At 33.6% G+C, this 15787-nt stretch carries 19 protein-coding genes; 7 read left to right on the top strand and 12 right to left on the bottom strand.

The features are described 5' to 3' along the window. Positions 1–74: 74 nt before the first annotated feature. Positions 75–1040: an ABC transporter ATP-binding protein gene (locus BLT84_RS04515; RefSeq protein ID WP_091263185.1), complete on the top strand. Its 966-nt coding sequence runs from the start codon at positions 75–77 to the stop codon at positions 1038–1040. A 1-nt stretch (position 1041) separates the two neighbouring features. On the opposite strand, the gene BLT84_RS04510 is transcribed toward BLT84_RS04515, so the two are convergent. The 9 genes from BLT84_RS04510 to pdxA form a co-directional block, all read right to left on the bottom strand. After that, entirely contained in the window at positions 1042–1485 is a 444-nt protein-coding gene (locus tag BLT84_RS04510; protein WP_091263183.1) for a transcription elongation factor, read from the bottom strand. An 18-nt stretch (positions 1486–1503) separates the two neighbouring features. Further along, on the bottom strand, positions 1504–2172 hold the full coding sequence (mtgA, locus tag BLT84_RS04505) for a monofunctional biosynthetic peptidoglycan transglycosylase (RefSeq protein WP_091263181.1): 669 nt from the start codon (positions 2170–2172) through the stop codon (positions 1504–1506). A 4-nt stretch (positions 2173–2176) separates the two neighbouring features. Continuing rightward, positions 2177–3289: an NAD(P)/FAD-dependent oxidoreductase gene (locus BLT84_RS04500; protein ID WP_091263179.1), complete on the bottom strand. Its 1113-nt coding sequence runs from the start codon at positions 3287–3289 to the stop codon at positions 2177–2179. Positions 3290–3567: 278 nt separating this feature from the next. Further along, the gene (gene accC / locus BLT84_RS04495) at positions 3568–4920 is read right to left on the bottom strand and encodes an acetyl-CoA carboxylase biotin carboxylase subunit (protein ID WP_034887087.1); all 1353 of its coding nucleotides are present in this window, start codon (positions 4918–4920) and stop codon (positions 3568–3570) included. 56 nt (positions 4921–4976) lie between these two features. Next, positions 4977–5480, bottom strand: a complete 504-nt coding sequence (gene accB / locus BLT84_RS04490) for an acetyl-CoA carboxylase biotin carboxyl carrier protein (protein ID WP_091263177.1) — start codon at positions 5478–5480, stop codon at positions 4977–4979. Positions 5481–5500: 20 nt separating this feature from the next. After that, positions 5501–6496, bottom strand: a complete 996-nt coding sequence (locus BLT84_RS04485) for a beta-ketoacyl-ACP synthase III (RefSeq protein WP_091263175.1) — start codon at positions 6494–6496, stop codon at positions 5501–5503. Between the two features lie 171 nt (positions 6497–6667). Next, a complete protein-coding gene (gene rpmF, locus BLT84_RS04480; protein WP_034887091.1) occupies positions 6668–6865 on the bottom strand; it encodes a 50S ribosomal protein L32 in 198 nt (65 codons plus the stop codon). A gap of 9 nt (positions 6866–6874) precedes the next feature. Beyond that, entirely contained in the window at positions 6875–7423 is a 549-nt protein-coding gene (locus tag BLT84_RS04475) for a YceD family protein (protein WP_091263174.1), read from the bottom strand. Between the two features lie 95 nt (positions 7424–7518). Continuing rightward, positions 7519–8565 carry a 4-hydroxythreonine-4-phosphate dehydrogenase PdxA gene (pdxA, locus tag BLT84_RS04470; RefSeq protein WP_034887094.1) on the bottom strand — a complete coding sequence of 349 codons (1047 nt, stop codon included), beginning with the start codon at positions 8563–8565 and terminating at the stop codon, positions 7519–7521. A 59-nt stretch (positions 8566–8624) separates the two neighbouring features. Between pdxA and BLT84_RS04465 the strand changes: the two genes are divergently transcribed. Further along, positions 8625–9212: a riboflavin synthase gene (locus tag BLT84_RS04465; RefSeq protein ID WP_091263172.1), complete on the top strand. Its 588-nt coding sequence runs from the start codon at positions 8625–8627 to the stop codon at positions 9210–9212. Here BLT84_RS04465 and BLT84_RS04460 read toward each other — a convergent pair. Then, complete coding sequence (locus tag BLT84_RS04460; protein ID WP_091263171.1) at positions 9196–9432, bottom strand: hypothetical protein; 237 nt, start codon at positions 9430–9432, stop codon at positions 9196–9198. The two genes, BLT84_RS04465 and BLT84_RS04460, sit on opposite strands and share 17 nt — an antisense overlap. Positions 9433–9940: 508 nt before the next feature. Between BLT84_RS04460 and BLT84_RS04455 the strand changes: the two genes are divergently transcribed. The 5 genes from BLT84_RS04455 (at position 9941) to BLT84_RS04435 (ending at position 13375) form a co-directional block, all read left to right on the top strand. Then, positions 9941–11176 (top strand): site-specific integrase, encoded by a 1236-nt coding sequence (locus BLT84_RS04455; protein ID WP_091263168.1) that lies wholly within the window; start codon positions 9941–9943, stop codon positions 11174–11176. Next, a complete protein-coding gene (locus tag BLT84_RS04450; protein WP_091263166.1) occupies positions 11176–11847 on the top strand; it encodes a hypothetical protein in 672 nt (223 codons plus the stop codon). Before BLT84_RS04455 ends, BLT84_RS04450 begins: the two co-directional genes overlap by 1 nt. Before the next feature lie 81 nt (positions 11848–11928). Continuing rightward, positions 11929–12228, top strand: coding sequence for a helix-turn-helix domain-containing protein (locus BLT84_RS04445; RefSeq protein ID WP_051931035.1), 300 nt, complete (start codon positions 11929–11931; stop codon positions 12226–12228). Then, positions 12222–12440 carry a hypothetical protein gene (locus tag BLT84_RS04440; RefSeq protein WP_091263164.1) on the top strand — a complete coding sequence of 73 codons (219 nt, stop codon included), beginning with the start codon at positions 12222–12224 and terminating at the stop codon, positions 12438–12440. The genes BLT84_RS04445 and BLT84_RS04440 overlap by 7 nt, the downstream gene beginning before the upstream one ends. Before the next feature lie 95 nt (positions 12441–12535). Beyond that, the gene (locus tag BLT84_RS04435; protein ID WP_091263162.1) at positions 12536–13375 is read left to right on the top strand and encodes a hypothetical protein; all 840 of its coding nucleotides are present in this window, start codon (positions 12536–12538) and stop codon (positions 13373–13375) included. Here BLT84_RS04435 and BLT84_RS04430 read toward each other — a convergent pair. Further along, the gene (locus tag BLT84_RS04430; protein WP_091263160.1) at positions 13372–14271 is read right to left on the bottom strand and encodes a DNA adenine methylase; all 900 of its coding nucleotides are present in this window, start codon (positions 14269–14271) and stop codon (positions 13372–13374) included. The two genes, BLT84_RS04435 and BLT84_RS04430, sit on opposite strands and share 4 nt — an antisense overlap. A 2-nt stretch (positions 14272–14273) precedes the next feature. Then, positions 14274–15782 carry a hypothetical protein gene (locus BLT84_RS04425; protein WP_091263158.1) on the bottom strand — a complete coding sequence of 503 codons (1509 nt, stop codon included), beginning with the start codon at positions 15780–15782 and terminating at the stop codon, positions 14274–14276. Positions 15783–15787: the final 5 nt, after the last annotated feature.

The raw sequence follows: 15787 nt of genomic DNA, 5'->3' as shown, positions 1-15787 counted from the left end.
ACTTCAGGGGTCTTTTTCTTTGTAGAAAGCCTAAAAAGTTTATCTTAAATTTATCACCTACTAAAACTGCTTCTATGCTACAATTGAAAAATGTTTCTTTTTCTTATGATAAAACTCCAATTTTAAAGAATATCAACTTAAAAATAGAAAAAGGTCAAAATGTTTCAATTATAGGAGCCAGCGGATGTGGAAAAAGCACCTTACTTCAGCTCATTTATGGGTTGCATCATACAGACGGAATTATTACTTGGAATGGAAAAGAGCTTTTAGGTCCTACTTTTAATTTGGTTCCCGGAGAAGATTTTATAAAATACCTTGCGCAAGATTTTGATCTGATGCCTCCATTAAGTGTTCAGGAAAATGTGGGAAAATATCTTAGCAACATGTATCCTGTCAAAAAAAAGCGCAGGATCAAAGAATTGTTGGGTGTGGTAGAAATGCAAGACATGGCCAATGTAAAAGCCAGCAAATTAAGCGGTGGCCAGCAACAAAGGGTAGCACTTGCCAGAGCTTTAGCAAACGAACCGGAATTGATCTTGCTGGATGAGCCTTTTAGCCATATAGACCATTTTAGAAAGAATAATTTGAGGAGAAGACTCTTTGCTTATCTCAAAGAAAAGAATATTACTTGCATTATAGCCACTCACGATAGCACAGATGCGCTTTCTTTTGCAGATGAAACCATTGTGCTGAAGAATACCAAAATTCACGCTAAGGACGCTCCTTTTAATTTATATCAGCATCCAAAAGATAAATATGTGGCTTCGCTTTTTGGGGATGTGAACGAGATCCATTTAAATCAATTCTCTCCAGATGCTAATAGTAAAAAGAAGATCTTACTATATCCAGATGAGATCAAAATTTCTAAATCTTCCAAGCTGAAAGTAAAAGTGTTGAAAAGCTATTTTAAAGGAAATGCATATTTAATTAAAGCAGCTCTTTCCGGACAAACTATCTTTTTTGAAAATGCTTCGGCATTAGAAATAAATGAGATCGTAGGGATTAAAGTTTCTGAAGCTATTATTACAAAACGAAGTTAGGTCAGAAAATATCTAAGATTTTATTTTCTTTCCCGTTGAAACTAAAGTTTTCACTTACAGCTTTTCCCATTAAAGCTTGCGCCACAGGAGAATTTACACCAATAGCATAAAATTTTTCTTTCCCTGAATTTATTTCGCCAGCAGGAATTGCTAAGAAATAATTTGCTGCAGAAGTTTTTACCGCACTACCTAGTTGAACCGTAGTTGAATCTTTTCTAATTCTTGCCATTTCGAGCGTAGCTTGAAGCTTCTTAAATTGCTGAAGTTGCACCGAAAGTTTATTCACTTCCGTATTTATCATTTCTCTACTAGTTTCGTATTTATCTCCAGCGCTGCTCTTGGTTTCATTTTGAAGCGCCTCATTAAGATCTTCTAAAGAAGACTGAATTCTATTAATTCTTTCCTCTAAATAATCCTTACAAGCAGTAAATAATTGTTCTTTCAATCTTTAAATTTTAAGAGCCTATTTTAAATTAAAAGGACCATGATTATTCATTTGGCGCACTATCCAAGATTTCCTTCCTTGTATATAGCTACTTGCAGGATTTGCTCTGTACAGTCTTGGATTTGGTAAAATTGCAGCAATTGCAGCAGCTTCATAAGCCGAAAGTTTAGCTGCAGGTTTTCTAAACCATAATTGAGAAGCTGCTTCTGCCCCGTATACTCCTTTTCCCATTTCTATACTGTTAAGATAGACTTCTAAGATGCGTTCTTTACTCCACAAAGTTTCTATCAAAAAAGTGAAATAAACTTCCATTCCTTTTCTAAACCAGTTTCTGTTTGGCCATAAAAACACATTCTTAGCAGTTTGTTGAGAAATGGTACTCGCACCTCGTACTCTCTTTCCTGTTTTATTTCTTTCAATAGCTTTTTCAATAGCATTCATATCAAAGCCACTATGATTTAAAAAGTTTTGATCTTCACTGGAGATCACCGCCAATTGTAAATGAGGAGAAATAGATTCTATAGGCACCCAATCATGCTTTATTTCTTCTGAAGGATTTTCAAAATATCTAATAGCCATTAAAGAAGTAAATGGCACCGGAACCCATTTGTATAGTAAGACTATAAATAAACTGAATAGAAATAACCATCCAATAAGTCTCAAGAAAAATTTAAATATTCGTTTCATATAATTAAGATATCTCTGCTAATTCTTTACCTATTAAACTTCCTATTGCTATGCCCATTCCGCCTAAACGCACCCCGCAACTAACCTTGTCTGACAATTTTTTTACGATCACTATTTTTTGATCTCCAACGCCCATTACTCCGCTCCATCTTTGCTCTATTTCCACAGTTTCATTCGGCAATATGGTCTCTTTTAGAAGTTGTTCTAATCTATTCTGAATAAGATCTGTTTGCACCAATTCTGTGGTTTCTTCTCCTTTAAGATCTAAATTTCTACCACCACCTAACAAGATTCTATTATTTATATTTCTGAAATAATAATAGCCTTTATCCAAATGGAAAGTTCCCTTGATATTTAAATTCTTGATAGGTTTAGTGATCAATACCTGAGCTCTTGCAGGTTTCACATTGTCGATTCCAAGTTTAGAAGCAAAACCGTTGGTAGCGATCACTAATTTTAGCGTATCAAATTCGAAATTATCTGTCTTAACTTTTACTGAAGTATTGCTTTCTGAATACTCCAAAACATTCACATTATTCAAGATCTTTATTCCAGCAGACTGCACTTTATGTAAAAGTGCTTCCATCATTTTTCCGGTGTTGATTTGCCCTTCAAATTGATTGAAAATAAGCGAATTTTCGATATTCTTAAAGTTGAAATTGTTGCTGCCTTCGCTAAAAACTGCATCTTTAAATACAGGCTTCAATAATTTGTTGACAGCACCCATTTTGGAGATACATTCTTGAAAGAGTGCTTTGTCTTGAGGCAAGAAAAGTTCATATCCGCCCCAAGGTTTGTAGACAATAGTTTTATCTCCTAAGTTTTCACGAAGTAGTTGTAAACCTGCAACTCTTTTTTTAATCAATTCTAAAACTTCGTCTTCAGAATGTGATTTTAGATCATCGAGAATTTCAGAAAGACTCCCAAAACATGCAAAACCTGCATTTTTGGTACTTGCGCCGTTGGGCAACATTCCTCTTTCTATAACCAGAATAGTTGCTTTTGGATGTTGGGTTTTAAGATGCAAAGCCGCATTAAGGCCTACAATACCACTGCCAACAATGGTGTAATCTATATTGGAAAGCCAGGATTTATACTCCCAGTAAGAAAGATTCATCAATACTATTTAAGAGATGAAAATTACATAAAGTTTTGGAGAATATTAATGTTATAAATATTTCTGAGATTTATTTTATAAATGGTAGACTTCTATTCTTCTTTCGAAGTGACAATCTATAGCGCAATAGAACTGAAGATTGAAAGTAGCATTTGGGTTAGGGATAGCAGCGGTAGCTCCCAAGACCTTTTGGGATTGGGACTACAAGCGAATAGCCCGGCCGCTCTTTTGGGAGCGGAAACCCCATAAAAAAACCCCGATTGCTCGAGGTTTTAGTTTTAATCTTGTTTGATAGGATCCATTTTCCAGGACTCCATAAACTTGGTAGTATAATTTCCTTCCACATAATCTGGATGATCCATTAATTGTCTATGGAAAGGGATGGTAGTTTTTATACCTTCAATTACAAACTCATCTAGAGCACGCTTCATTTTATTGATAGCTTCTTCTCTGGTTTGAGCGGTAGTGATCAATTTTGCGATCATAGAATCATAGTTTGGAGGAATAGAATATCCGCTATAAACGTGCGTATCTATTCGTACTCCATGACCTCCCGGTGCATGTAAATTGGTGATCTTTCCTGGAGAAGGTCTAAAATCGTGATAAGGATCTTCTGCATTAATTCTACACTCTATTGAGTGCAGTTGCGGGAAGTAGTTCTTACCAGATAATGGAATTCCTGCAGCAACCATGATCTGTTCTCTTATAAGATCATAATCTATTACTTGCTCTGTAATTGGGTGTTCTACTTGGATACGCGTATTCATCTCCATAAAGTAGAAGTTTCTATGCTTATCTACCAGAAATTCTACAGTTCCTGCTCCTTCGTATTTGATGTATTCTGCAGCTTTTACCGCAGCATCTCCCATTTCTTTTCTGAGCTTATCTGTCATAAACGGAGATGGAGTTTCTTCTGTAAGCTTTTGGTGTCTACGTTGGATAGAGCAATCTCTTTCTGAAAGGTGACAGGCTTTACCTGTGCTGTCTCCTACCACTTGAATCTCGATATGACGAGGTTCCAAGATCAATTTCTCCATGTACATCCCATCGTTTCCAAAAGCAGCACCTGCTTCCTGACGTGCAGAATCCCATGCAGCTTGCAAATTTTCTTCTTTTAGAACGGCTCTCATCCCCTTACCACCACCACCGGCGGTAGCTTTAAGCATTACAGGGAAGCCCATTCCTTTTGCAGTTTTTAAACAATCTGCATAATCTTTAAGCAATCCGTCAGATCCTGGGATACAGGGTACTCCTGCTGCAAGCATAGTGGCGCGAGCAGAAGCTTTATCTCCCATTTTATCGATCATATCTGGACTAGCTCCAATGAATTTGATATTATGTTCCTGGCAGATCTTTGAAAATTTAGAATTTTCTGATAAGAATCCATATCCAGGGTGAATTGCATCTGCATTAGTGATCTCTGCAGCAGCAATGATATTGGAAATCTTTAAATAAGATAAATTACTTGGTGGAGGTCCAATACAAACAGCTTCATCTGCAAAACGTACGTGAAGACTTTCTGCGTCTGCTGTAGAATAAACCGCCACGGTTTTGATTCCCATTTCTCTACAGGTTCTAATAACACGTAGTGCTATTTCCCCTCTATTGGCAATTAATATTTTTTTAAACATACCTTTATATTTTTTACTGAAACAGTAAAATTAAATTCTTGAAGAACGGGTAGTATCTAAGATGGATCTACTAAAAATAATGGTTGATCAAATTCTACTGGAGAAGAATCATCCACCAATACTTTAACTATTTTTCCAGAAACTTCACTTTCTATCTCATTGAACAATTTCATTGCTTCAATAACACAAAGTACATCTCCTTCTTTAATGGTATCTCCCACTTCTACAAAAACATCTTTATCTGGAGATGGTTTTCTATAGAAGGTTCCAATAATTGGAGACTTTACAGTTACATAGTTAGAATTGTCGTCTCCCTGAGGGGCTGAAGATTCTTGAGTCGGAGCTGCCTGAGATTGCTCTTGTTGAGCTGGTGCCTGCGATTGTTGCATTGGCATTTGCTGCATTTGGCCACCCATAGGCATTTGTTGCATATAGGTATGCTCTTTTTCTTCGGATCCTGTTTTAATGGTAATCTTTACATCGTCCATTTCAAGTTTTACCTCACTAGCACCTGACTTAGCTACAAACTTGATTAAATTCTGAATTTCTTTTAAATCCATAATATTAGATTGTTGGTTTATTAAGAATTATAGGCCCATTTTAGATAGATAGATCCCCATGTGAATCCACCTCCAAATGTGGCAAAGATAATATTATCTCCTTTTTTCAACTTACTTTCGAAATCGTTAAGTAATAACGGAAGGGTTGCAGAGGTTGTATTTCCGTAACGTTCAATATTCATAAGCACTTTTTCGTCTTCCAATTTCATGCGATTGGAAGTGGCACTCACAATTCTTTGATTAGCTTGATGCGCTACCAACCAATTTACATCTGTATTGGTTAGATTGTTACGTTTCATGATCTGTTCACTAACATCGGCCATATTGGAAACAGCGTATTTAAATACTGTTTTACCATCTTGGGTAACATAGTGAAGCTTTTTAGCAACGGTATCTTCAGTTGGTGGCAATAAAGATCCACCAGCTTCAATTCTAAGTGATTTTCTACCTATCCCGTCACTTCGTAATATTTCATCTTGAAAGCCAAGACCTTCGTAATTTGGTTCAAAAAGTGCTGCTCCTGCTCCATCTCCAAAGATGATACAGGTAGTTCTATCTGTATAATCTATAATAGATGACATTTTATCTGCACCTATTACAAGAACTTTTTTATATCTCCCAGATTCTATATAGGCACTCGCTGTAGACATTCCATAAAGAAATCCTGAACATGCGGCCTGTAGATCATAAGCAAAAGCATTAGTTGCTCCAATTTCTGTTGCCACGTGTACTGCGGTAGCAGCCACAGGCATATCTGGAGAAACGGTGGCTAAAATTACCAGATCGATCTCTTTAGGATCTATGTTTTTTTTATCTATAAGATTTTGGGCAGCCATAATGGCTAGGTAGGAAGTCCCTTTAGAAGGGTCTTTAAGGATACGGCGCTCTTTAATTCCTGTTCGGCTAACAATCCACTCTTCATTGGTATCAACCATTTTTTCTAACATCTTATTGGTTAAGATATCATCAGGGACGTAGGCACCTACAGCTGTGATCGCTGCTGTGATTTTATTCATAAAAATCGAATTTTACACACCAAATTTCAGAAAATTTCTGAAATCTAGGTAGAGAAATGTACTAAATTTTCCTTGAACGGGGGTGTAAATTAAGGCCTTTTTAGGACTTATTCAACTTAAAAGAAAAAACTCCCACCTAGTGAGAGTTTTCAAATAAAGTTTAGCTCTTAATTATGCTTCTACTTCTTCAGTGTTGTCAATCAACACGTGACCTCTGTAGTATAATTTACCTTCATGCCAATGCGCTCTATGGTAAATGTGCGCTTCTCCTGTGGTAGGATCTTTGGCAATTTGTGGAACAGAAGCCTTATAATGGGTTCTTCTCTTGTCTCTTCTGGTTTTAGAGGTTTTTCTCTTAGGATGTGCCATTGCTACGTATTATTTATCGTTTAATAAGTTTTTTAATTTATTCCAGCGGGGATCGATATCTTCCCCATTCTCATTTTCATCAATATCTTTAGCCTCTTTAGGGCTTAATTCTTCTAATTTCTTGAGTACTTCAGACTCTAAAGATCCATCTGCAACTCCGGGATGAATTCTTTTTAATGGAACAGAGAGAACAACAAGCTCATATATATATTGAGCTACATTTATCTGATACTCCCCATGTGGCAATATCAATATCTCTTCATTATCATCATTAAATTCATCTCCAAACTTTACTACCAACCTAAGATCCCCGTTAATTGGCTGATCGTAAGGCTCATTAGTAAGATCGCAGTTTACGTTTACAACACCTTCCGCATGAAAATTTAATTCCATCATAGTAGGCGTTTTGTCAAACAGCAGATCAACCTTTAAATTGACGCTGTTAAACTCTTCGTATTCAAAATCTTCAAAGAACTCTTTATTCAATTGGTACTCAAACTCATGCTTACCTGGTTTCAATCCTACAAACGGAATTGAAAACGCTGCTAATTTCCTCATAACATAATCTATTTCGAGCGTTTGCCCTCCGGAAAAGGCAGGTGCAAAGATATAAAATATAATGAATTAACGCTTCGTTATAAACAAATTTTTGTTTATATCTTTTTACTTTGCTTTTTCAAGGGATTCTTTGTTAGTTTTTTATACTCACTACGAGTATTAAATATCTCAATAGCTTTAAAAACTGCCTCTTTAAAAGAATTGATATTTGCACAGTCTTTCCCGGCAATTTCAAAGGCAGTACCATGATCTGGAGAGGTTCTAACTTTGTTAAGACCTGCGGTAAAATTTACACCTTCCCCAAAAGATAAGGTTTTAAAAGGTATTAAGCCTTGATCATGATAGGAAGCTATAACAGCATCAAAATTCATATGATTTTTAGAACCGAAAAAACTATCTGCTGCATAAGGACCATAAACTAAGGATCCCTTCTCTCTAATCTTCTCTAACGTTGGCTTTAAAACCTCTTCGTCTTCTTTTCCAATAAGCCCGTTATCTCCACTATGAGGATTTATTCCTAGCACAGCTATTTTTGGCTTTGAAACTCTAAAATCTTGCTGAAGTGTTTTTTGAATGATATTGATCTTCTTTTCTATAAGCTCTGGAGTAATTACCTCTGCAATATCTTTTAAAGGCACATGATCTGTTAAAAGACCTACCTTTAAATTATCTGAAATCATGAACATTAAGCTATTCCCCTGCAATTCTTTGGCAAGATAATCTGTATGCCCAGGAAAATTAAAGGTTTCAGACTGTATTGTATTCTTATTGATAGGGGCTGTTACTAAAACATCAATTTCATCATTCTTTAAAGCTTTAGTAGCAGCCTCTAAAGATAGGAAGGCATACTTCCCAATCTTAGGATCTTCTGCTCCAAAATCTATAGCTACGTTTTCTTTCCAAACGTTTACCACATTTATCTTTCCATCTATAGCCTGAGAAACCTCATCTATACCTTGAAAATTAAGCGATAAATTAAAGTGTTTCTTTAAAAAACTTAGCGTTTTTACAGAAGCAAAAATAATAGGAGTGCAAAAATCCAGCATTCTAGAATCATCAAAAGTCTTTAAGACGATCTCGCCTCCAATACCATTTAGATCTCCAATACTAATTCCTAATTTGATCTTTTGAACAGACTTCATAATCAATCCCCTTTTTTATTTCTATTTTTACCACACAAATGTAAGAATAATCCACACATATGTTTACCGGAATTGTAGAAGAACTAGGAGAAATTGAAGAAGTAACCCGTGAGAAGGACAATCTCCATCTTAGCATTAAGGCTAAAATGACTTCTGAACTTAAAATAGATCAAAGTGTATCCCACAATGGCATCTGCCTTACAGTGGTTTCTATTAAAGATAATACCTACACCGTAACTGCCATAAAAGAAACCATAGCAAAAACCAGTCTTGGTAATTGGCTAAAAGGGGATCTTGTAAATTTGGAAAGAGGCATGAAGCTGGGTGCAAGATTAGATGGACATATTGTGCAAGGCCATGTAGACCAAGTTGGAACATGCAAGAGTGTTGAAGAAACCAATGGAAGCTGGGTTTATACCTTTACTTATGACCCTACATTAACCAACATCACAATAGAGAAAGGATCTATTACCGTAAATGGTGTTAGTTTAACGGTAGTAAATTCGAAATTGAATGAATTTAGTGTGGCTATTATTCCATATACCTATGAGCATACAACCTTCAAATTATTGAAAGAGGGAACTATTGTTAACTTAGAGTTTGATGTGATTGGTAAATACGTGAAAAGAATTACAGAACTTTCTTAGTAGCTTTTTGGAAGACTACTATATAAATACCTAAACTAAAACCTGCCAACAGCAATACAGGAAGGTGGTCATCTATAGGTAGACCAACCGGAGGTGGAGGACCTCCAGGACCTGCATCCATCCTCTGAGGTTCAGGGGGATTTATTTGCGAAAATCCAATGAATGGCAATAATACTATTGCCAAAAAGAGAACTAGGGAAGAAATCTTTTTACAATTCATAATTTCGTCTAAAGTATTACATTAATCTTATCCAGCAAAAATTTTCAAGACAAGACGTAAACTTTTAATAGATACGGATTTATCTGAAGTATAGTTTTATATTATTAATTATAAAAATAACATATACACATTTCTCGTATACACGAGCTAAAATACTCAGCATCAAATCTTCTACTAAGAAACATGATTTCAAATTCTGGGCCAAATAATTTATACGGCTTCCAATCCTTATAAGATAGCGCTTTAAATTAGAAGATGAAATAGTAGTAGCACCACTAAATTGTAAATAAAAAAGCCTTCCACTAAGTGAAAGGCTTTTAAGTATTCTGTGGTCCCACCTGTACATAATAAATTTTTATGCTATTTTACTGTATTTTCTTTATTCATAAGCCTCAAGGCTATATTATAGGGGTTTAATGAGTAAAGGAAAAACAGGAGGAATAAGATCAAATCAAATTTATTCCGCCCCTCTCTCCGCCCCTAAGGCTTTTTATAATATATTTGGGACATGGGAAAAGCTAATTTCAAACTTAAAGAACCAAACTCCAAAAAGGAAACTTTAATTTACTTGAACTTTTATTATAATTATAAAAGATTCAAATACTCTACAGGCGAAAAGATTCTTCCTAAATATTGGAATGATCCAGCTCAAAGAGTCAAGGAAACAAAACAATTTCCTGAATATCCTGAATTCAATACTCGATTAAACAAAATTGAAAACGGAATTAAAACAGCTTTTAGAAAATTACTTAATGACGGTACTCAACCAAATAATACTAATTTAAAAGAAGAATTAGAAGCTTTCTTATCTGACAATATATTACAAGCTAAAAGAACAACACTTTTAAAATTTATTGAAGATTACATAGAAGAAAGTAAGGCGCATAAAAAAGAAGGAACGGTAAAAGTTTATACTACCACTTATAACTACCTAAAAAAATATTCTAGCTACTTAAATAAAGAGATTGACTTTCATTCCATAAATCTTGAATTTTATAATCAATACATCGCTTATCTATCTATTGAAAATAAGCTTGCAGCTAATACTGTTGGAAAACATATTAAAACGCTTAAATCATTCTTGAATGAGGCTACAGATAGAGGTTATAATACAAATCTTGAATTCAAGAAAAGAAAGTTTAAAACGCTAAGAGAAGAATCAGATTCAATATATCTTTCGATCAAAGAATTAGATTGTTTTGAGAAATTGGATTTATCGGCTAGTCCTAGACTTGATAAAGTAAGAGATTTGTTTTTAATTGGATGTTATACTGGTTTACGTTTTTCTGATTTCACTCAAATTAAACCTGAGAATATAATTTCTGAAAAATCTATCATTCAAGTGCGAACTCAAAAAACAGGAGAAAGAGTTTCTATTCCTTTACATAAAACAGTCAAAAAGATTTTAAAGAAATACGATAATGAACTTCCAAAAGCATATACTAATCAAGTTATGAATAGATATTTAAAAGATGTCGCCTCATTAGCTGGATTAAAAGAAAATGTTGAAACCACTATTACAAGAGGTGGAAAAGTAGAGAAAACTCCAATTAAAAAATTTGATCTTGTTTCCACTCATACTGCGAGAAGAAGTTTTGCAACAAATTTATATTTAGCTGATGTACCAACAATCTCAATAATGAAGATTACAGGACATAGGTCTGAAAGATCATTCATGCAATATATAAAGATCACTCAAGAACAAAACGCAGATAAACTAGTTAATCATCCATTCTTTAATTAATGAACTTAGCAACACTTACTGAACTGCAAAACGATTTCAATTCAGCATTAGAAAAAACTATAAATAAGAATTTTTTAATCGAGAATGAATTAAGGGAAATAAATAATTATTTAGATTATTCTCCAACTCCCAAAATTAAAAGGAATGGACTAGTTCATCTAAAAAAAGCAAATCAAACTCAAATTTTTAAACTATCTATTAGCGATATGTTGAGACCTCTATTTACTGAAGCGGTTCATAGTTTTCTGACTACTGGAAAATTCCCAATTTCAAATTCTACTATTGACACAGAAGAATCTTTGAATATAAAAAAACATATATCTAAACAGGCTTTTGAATTTTCAGAATACTATAAGTGGTTAATAGAATTGGACAACACTCCACAAAAAACTTCAAAGAAATCAACTCTTACTCACAAGCAAAAATTACTAGCATTACATTATTTAGGATTAGACCTAAGAAGATATGATAACATAAAATCTGCTAAAATTTTAGAACCAATAATCGGGCAAAATTTTGGGGACACTAGAAAACAAATCCCTTTTTTATACGGAAATAATGATGAAGTAAGAAATCAAGATAATTTAGAAAAAGTTTTACAACTATTTGATAATGCGGGTTTTGAAGAAATAGCAGACAAAATAAAAGAAGATATAGAAAAAATAAAATAAAAATTTGGGGTAACCCCAGCCCAAACCCCAAGCACTCCTGTGTAACATATTTGCGTCATAATTAATTAAATAAAATTAAAAATGACAAAAGTATTATTAACATCATTGGAACTATCCGACATAAAAAAAGTCGTTGAAGAAGTTCTAGAAAGAAAACTCAATTCTTTAAACTTTGGAGAACCAAAATCTCTAAAACTACTTACTCGAAAAGAAACAGCAAAAACGCTTTGCATTTCACTTCCAACACTTCACGAATGGACTAAAACTGGTTCTATCGTAGGTTATCGTATTGGTAACAGAATTCTTTATAAACAGGAAGAAGTTATTCAAGCACTTACTCAGATTAAAACTTTAAAATCAAGAGGAGGTGTATCATGTTAAAAAAGAAGAATGATTATTCAGTTATAGTCTATTTTGAAGATGGCACTAAACCAAAGAAATGGACATACGTAGATAAATTAAACGGCTTCTCTATGTTTCTTCATAAGAGCCACTCTACTTGGAAGTATATGAATGTTTACAACAGAAGATCCGCAAAGTACATTCGAAGATTTTATAGAGATAGTTTCATTCCTGCACATATTCAAGAGTAGCGTCTTTTTTTTTAACCTTTAATAAAACGCACTCTTAGAAAACCCTTAATAAGAAACCTTTTAATGGTTTTAATTAATGTGCAACGATTCAGATTATGATAGTCAAAAATACATATGGAATAAGCGTCGGATTCTCAACAACACAGTTCGGCGTAATTCCCAAAGAAGAATTTGCTGGTTCTGCTTTACAACGCAAAAAACCAGATCCCGATAAGAAACCAATTAAAAAGAAAATAGTAAATGAAGAAAAGAAAGAAATTAAACTTAGAACACTTTCCAGAAGATCAAAACAAAAGATCCGAAAGAAGATTACATGCTTTGCTAGATGTTACAAGCGGTTAAATTTTGTTACTCTCACATTTCTAAATAAGGTTACAGATGAAGAAGCGATAAATCTCTTACGCAAGTTTATAGATAACGCTAAGAAAAGAAGTGAAGATTTTCAATACGTATGGGTTGCAGAACGTCAAAATAAAAATGATGCTTTTAAGGGGAATGTACATTTCCACATGATCACAAATAAATATTGGAAAATAGACAAGTGGTGGAATTACTGGATTGATCTTCAACTTAAAAACGGAATCAAGCCTAGAAAGAAAAATTACAAACCTTCTTCTGCTTTTGATGTGAAACAATTAAACTCAAATAATATTAGGTCTATAGCTTCTTATGTTACAAAGTATGTTACTAAGAATGACGCAAAGTTTAAATGTCAAGTCTGGAACTGTTCTAAGCGTGTTTCTGAACTTTACACAGACTTTTACACTACTACAGAGTTTACCGAGAATTTCGTGCGTCTAAATGCTATTCTTAAAGAATTTGAAGTGAAGGATCATATAGAAAGACCATTTCTAAATATTAAAATGATTGATCTAAATAGACAGACATTACCTCTTTACAAAAGATTAGATGAAAAAAATAAAGCTATAGGCTAAATATAAATTATGTCCCTTTTTTTTGAATTTTTCTTATATTTAAAATTAAGCGGGTTCCAATCTTCAATTTCAGGCATTATTAAATTAGGACTAAAAAATAATATTTCTTTACCCTGTCTTATTTCGTAAGCAGTATGGTAGAATTCAAATTCTTTTTTAGCACAATCATCATAAAGCTTTCTTATTTCGGAGACATTATCATATGAAACAATCCAGTTAATATCCGTAATTGATTTTATAACCTGACTTACGTCTTTATGATTTTCAGGCAAATAATGATTAAGATAAAGTGAGTTAGCTTTTAAAAAATATGGAGGGTCAAAGTAAAATATTATATTATTATCAGTCGATTCATTTTGAATTTTATGCACCAATTTTATAGCATCCTTTTTATATAATTTTATTTTACTTTTTTTAGAAGCAATTAATCTGATCCTTTGGATTAAATCTTCTTTATTAAATCTACAATCAATTTTATATTGACCGATTTGCTCCATTCCCCCAATTGGACCTGCCGAAATAATACCAGAGCGGTTAGTTCTATTCATAAAAAAGGTTGAAAAGCCTAACTCTAAAATATCTGCTTTATCTTTTATTAGTTGAATTTTGCGTTGCTTTCTCCATTGCTCAATTGTTATATCGGTTTCTTCAATTAATTTACAAAGAGCATTAGTTTTATTCAATACACAAAACCAAAATGCATAAACAGATCTGTCCTTATCATTAATTGTTATCCTCTCAACGAAATTCTCAAAAAGCAGAAATAAGCCCACTGCAGCCCCTCCGGAATAAGGCTCAACATAATGCCCATTTATATTATTATCAACACAAATCTTAGCTAGAAATGGAGCTATTTTATTTTTTCCGCCAGGATATCTTAAGGGAGAATATAACATTATTAAATTTTTGATTGATCCAAGGATTGTAAGAGATCAGATTCTTCTTGTAGCATGAACTCAATAAGCACTATTAAATTATCACACAATCCTTTGGCATTTGCAGGAACGGCTCTAACATGGTAATTGTGAATGATCTGATGAGAATTCTGTAAATTAAAATCTTCAAATGCTTTCTTAGTACCTGTATCTTTAATTAACTCTGTAAATTTAGATTTTAATTTATCAAAATCTGTGTATAGAGTAGGTTTTCCTTTTTTGAAATACACGTCTTGAAAATGGTTTGAAGTTTTCAATGCCTTACCGTTTCCTTTATCTGTATTTTCAACTATAAATTTAAGAGTACATTCAAATGTAATTCTACTCATTGCAGTTTTTGCATTTGGAAAATTATTCTGATCTAAATTATAGCATTCTTTAATTAAGTTTTCCAGAGGTGCAGGTATCTTTTTTCGTGTATAAATTGGTTTGTGTTTCACACTTTTTCTACCACTATTAGAAGTTGAAGGATTTGAAGTAGAAGGATTGGACGTTGAAGATGTTCCAGAACTTGGTGTTGAACTGGAAGGTATTGGGCTTGCTTTTCCATCATTGCTAGAGGCGGCTCCAGAATTGCTTTGCGAACTTGATCCTGAAGTTGTAGTAGAAGCACTTGAAGTTGAAGTACCTCCTGTGCTAGGATTAGTTGACGATACTGGCGGGAAACCATAAGGCTTTAACTCTTTCAAGAATTCGCCTTTCATTCTATCTATTGTTCTTGATGAAGTCTCAGGATTATCTTTTAAATAAGCCACCATTGATTTAATGTAAGATTCAAAGTAGGTTTTATCCTTGATATCAATTTCGAAATCTCTTTTAAAAGTATAACCGCATTCTTTTCTATATTTGAAAAGTCTTTCAAAAACAATTGTCTTTCCTCCAGATTTACCCTTTCCACTTCGAAGTAATTTTTTAAAATCTTCTGAAGATAACTTTACTGCTTCATAATAAAAGCTTGCTAATTTAATAAGTTCATTTGGCGAGGAATCAAAATCTCTCATTGATTCAATTGACGTTCCAGTTTTATATAATCGGAAAACTTCAATAGCTTTTGCAATTCTTCCCCATTGTTTAAATAAGCTACTTGTATGTTCTTGACGAATCCTTTCATCTAAATCAGACTTATCCTTATATACTAATACGGGTAATTCTTTTATATTCATTTTAAAAGCCACATCCAAACCGTATTTTAAGGGGTGATTTAGAGCTTTAACTGATGCACACCTCCTATTACCATCTTTAACTAAAAAATTTTTACCATCTTCTAAAACCCACAATGGGCGATCAGGATAAAATTCATCTGCTTCAAAGATTGATTTTGCCACATCTTCGGCCGATTCATTATATAATAAATAATTAATCAGATCTTCCTCCTTATCACTTCCGCTATATAATTCAGCAAACCTTGGGTTATCTTTATCTAAGATCAAATTTTTAAGTTTCACTAACTTAGGAGTAGATTTGATATTCATATATA

The sequence above is a fragment of the Gillisia sp. Hel1_33_143 genome, assembly GCF_900104765.1.
Taxonomy (GTDB): domain Bacteria; phylum Bacteroidota; class Bacteroidia; order Flavobacteriales; family Flavobacteriaceae; genus Gillisia.
The sequence above is the reverse complement of the archived record's forward strand: the minus strand, read 5'-3'. Positions and strand labels throughout refer to the sequence as shown.

Excerpts from the sequence above, each read along its gene's own strand:
- BLT84_RS04515 (WP_091263185.1), top strand. The coding sequence starts at position 75 with ATGCTACAATTGAAAAATGTTTCTTTTTCTTATGATAAAACTCCAATT.
- mtgA (WP_091263181.1), bottom strand. The coding sequence starts at position 2,172 with ATGAAACGAATATTTAAATTTTTCTTGAGACTTATTGGATGGTTATTT.
- BLT84_RS04500 (WP_091263179.1), bottom strand. The coding sequence starts at position 3,289 with ATGAATCTTTCTTACTGGGAGTATAAATCCTGGCTTTCCAATATAGAT.
- accC (WP_034887087.1), bottom strand. The coding sequence starts at position 4,920 with ATGTTTAAAAAAATATTAATTGCCAATAGAGGGGAAATAGCACTACGT.
- accB (WP_091263177.1), bottom strand. The coding sequence starts at position 5,480 with ATGGATTTAAAAGAAATTCAGAATTTAATCAAGTTTGTAGCTAAGTCA.
- BLT84_RS04485 (WP_091263175.1), bottom strand. The coding sequence starts at position 6,496 with ATGAATAAAATCACAGCAGCGATCACAGCTGTAGGTGCCTACGTCCCT.
- rpmF (WP_034887091.1), bottom strand. The coding sequence starts at position 6,865 with ATGGCACATCCTAAGAGAAAAACCTCTAAAACCAGAAGAGACAAGAGA.
- BLT84_RS04475 (WP_091263174.1), bottom strand. The coding sequence starts at position 7,423 with ATGAGGAAATTAGCAGCGTTTTCAATTCCGTTTGTAGGATTGAAACCA.
- pdxA (WP_034887094.1), bottom strand. The coding sequence starts at position 8,565 with ATGAAGTCTGTTCAAAAGATCAAATTAGGAATTAGTATTGGAGATCTA.
- BLT84_RS04465 (WP_091263172.1), top strand. The coding sequence starts at position 8,625 with ATGTTTACCGGAATTGTAGAAGAACTAGGAGAAATTGAAGAAGTAACC.
- BLT84_RS04460 (WP_091263171.1), bottom strand. The coding sequence starts at position 9,432 with ATGAATTGTAAAAAGATTTCTTCCCTAGTTCTCTTTTTGGCAATAGTA.
- BLT84_RS04455 (WP_091263168.1), top strand. The coding sequence starts at position 9,941 with ATGGGAAAAGCTAATTTCAAACTTAAAGAACCAAACTCCAAAAAGGAA.
- BLT84_RS04450 (WP_091263166.1), top strand. The coding sequence starts at position 11,176 with ATGAACTTAGCAACACTTACTGAACTGCAAAACGATTTCAATTCAGCA.
- BLT84_RS04445 (WP_051931035.1), top strand. The coding sequence starts at position 11,929 with ATGACAAAAGTATTATTAACATCATTGGAACTATCCGACATAAAAAAA.
- BLT84_RS04440 (WP_091263164.1), top strand. The coding sequence starts at position 12,222 with ATGTTAAAAAAGAAGAATGATTATTCAGTTATAGTCTATTTTGAAGAT.
- BLT84_RS04435 (WP_091263162.1), top strand. The coding sequence starts at position 12,536 with ATGATAGTCAAAAATACATATGGAATAAGCGTCGGATTCTCAACAACA.
- BLT84_RS04430 (WP_091263160.1), bottom strand. The coding sequence starts at position 14,271 with ATGTTATATTCTCCCTTAAGATATCCTGGCGGAAAAAATAAAATAGCT.
- BLT84_RS04425 (WP_091263158.1), bottom strand. The coding sequence starts at position 15,782 with ATGAATATCAAATCTACTCCTAAGTTAGTGAAACTTAAAAATTTGATC.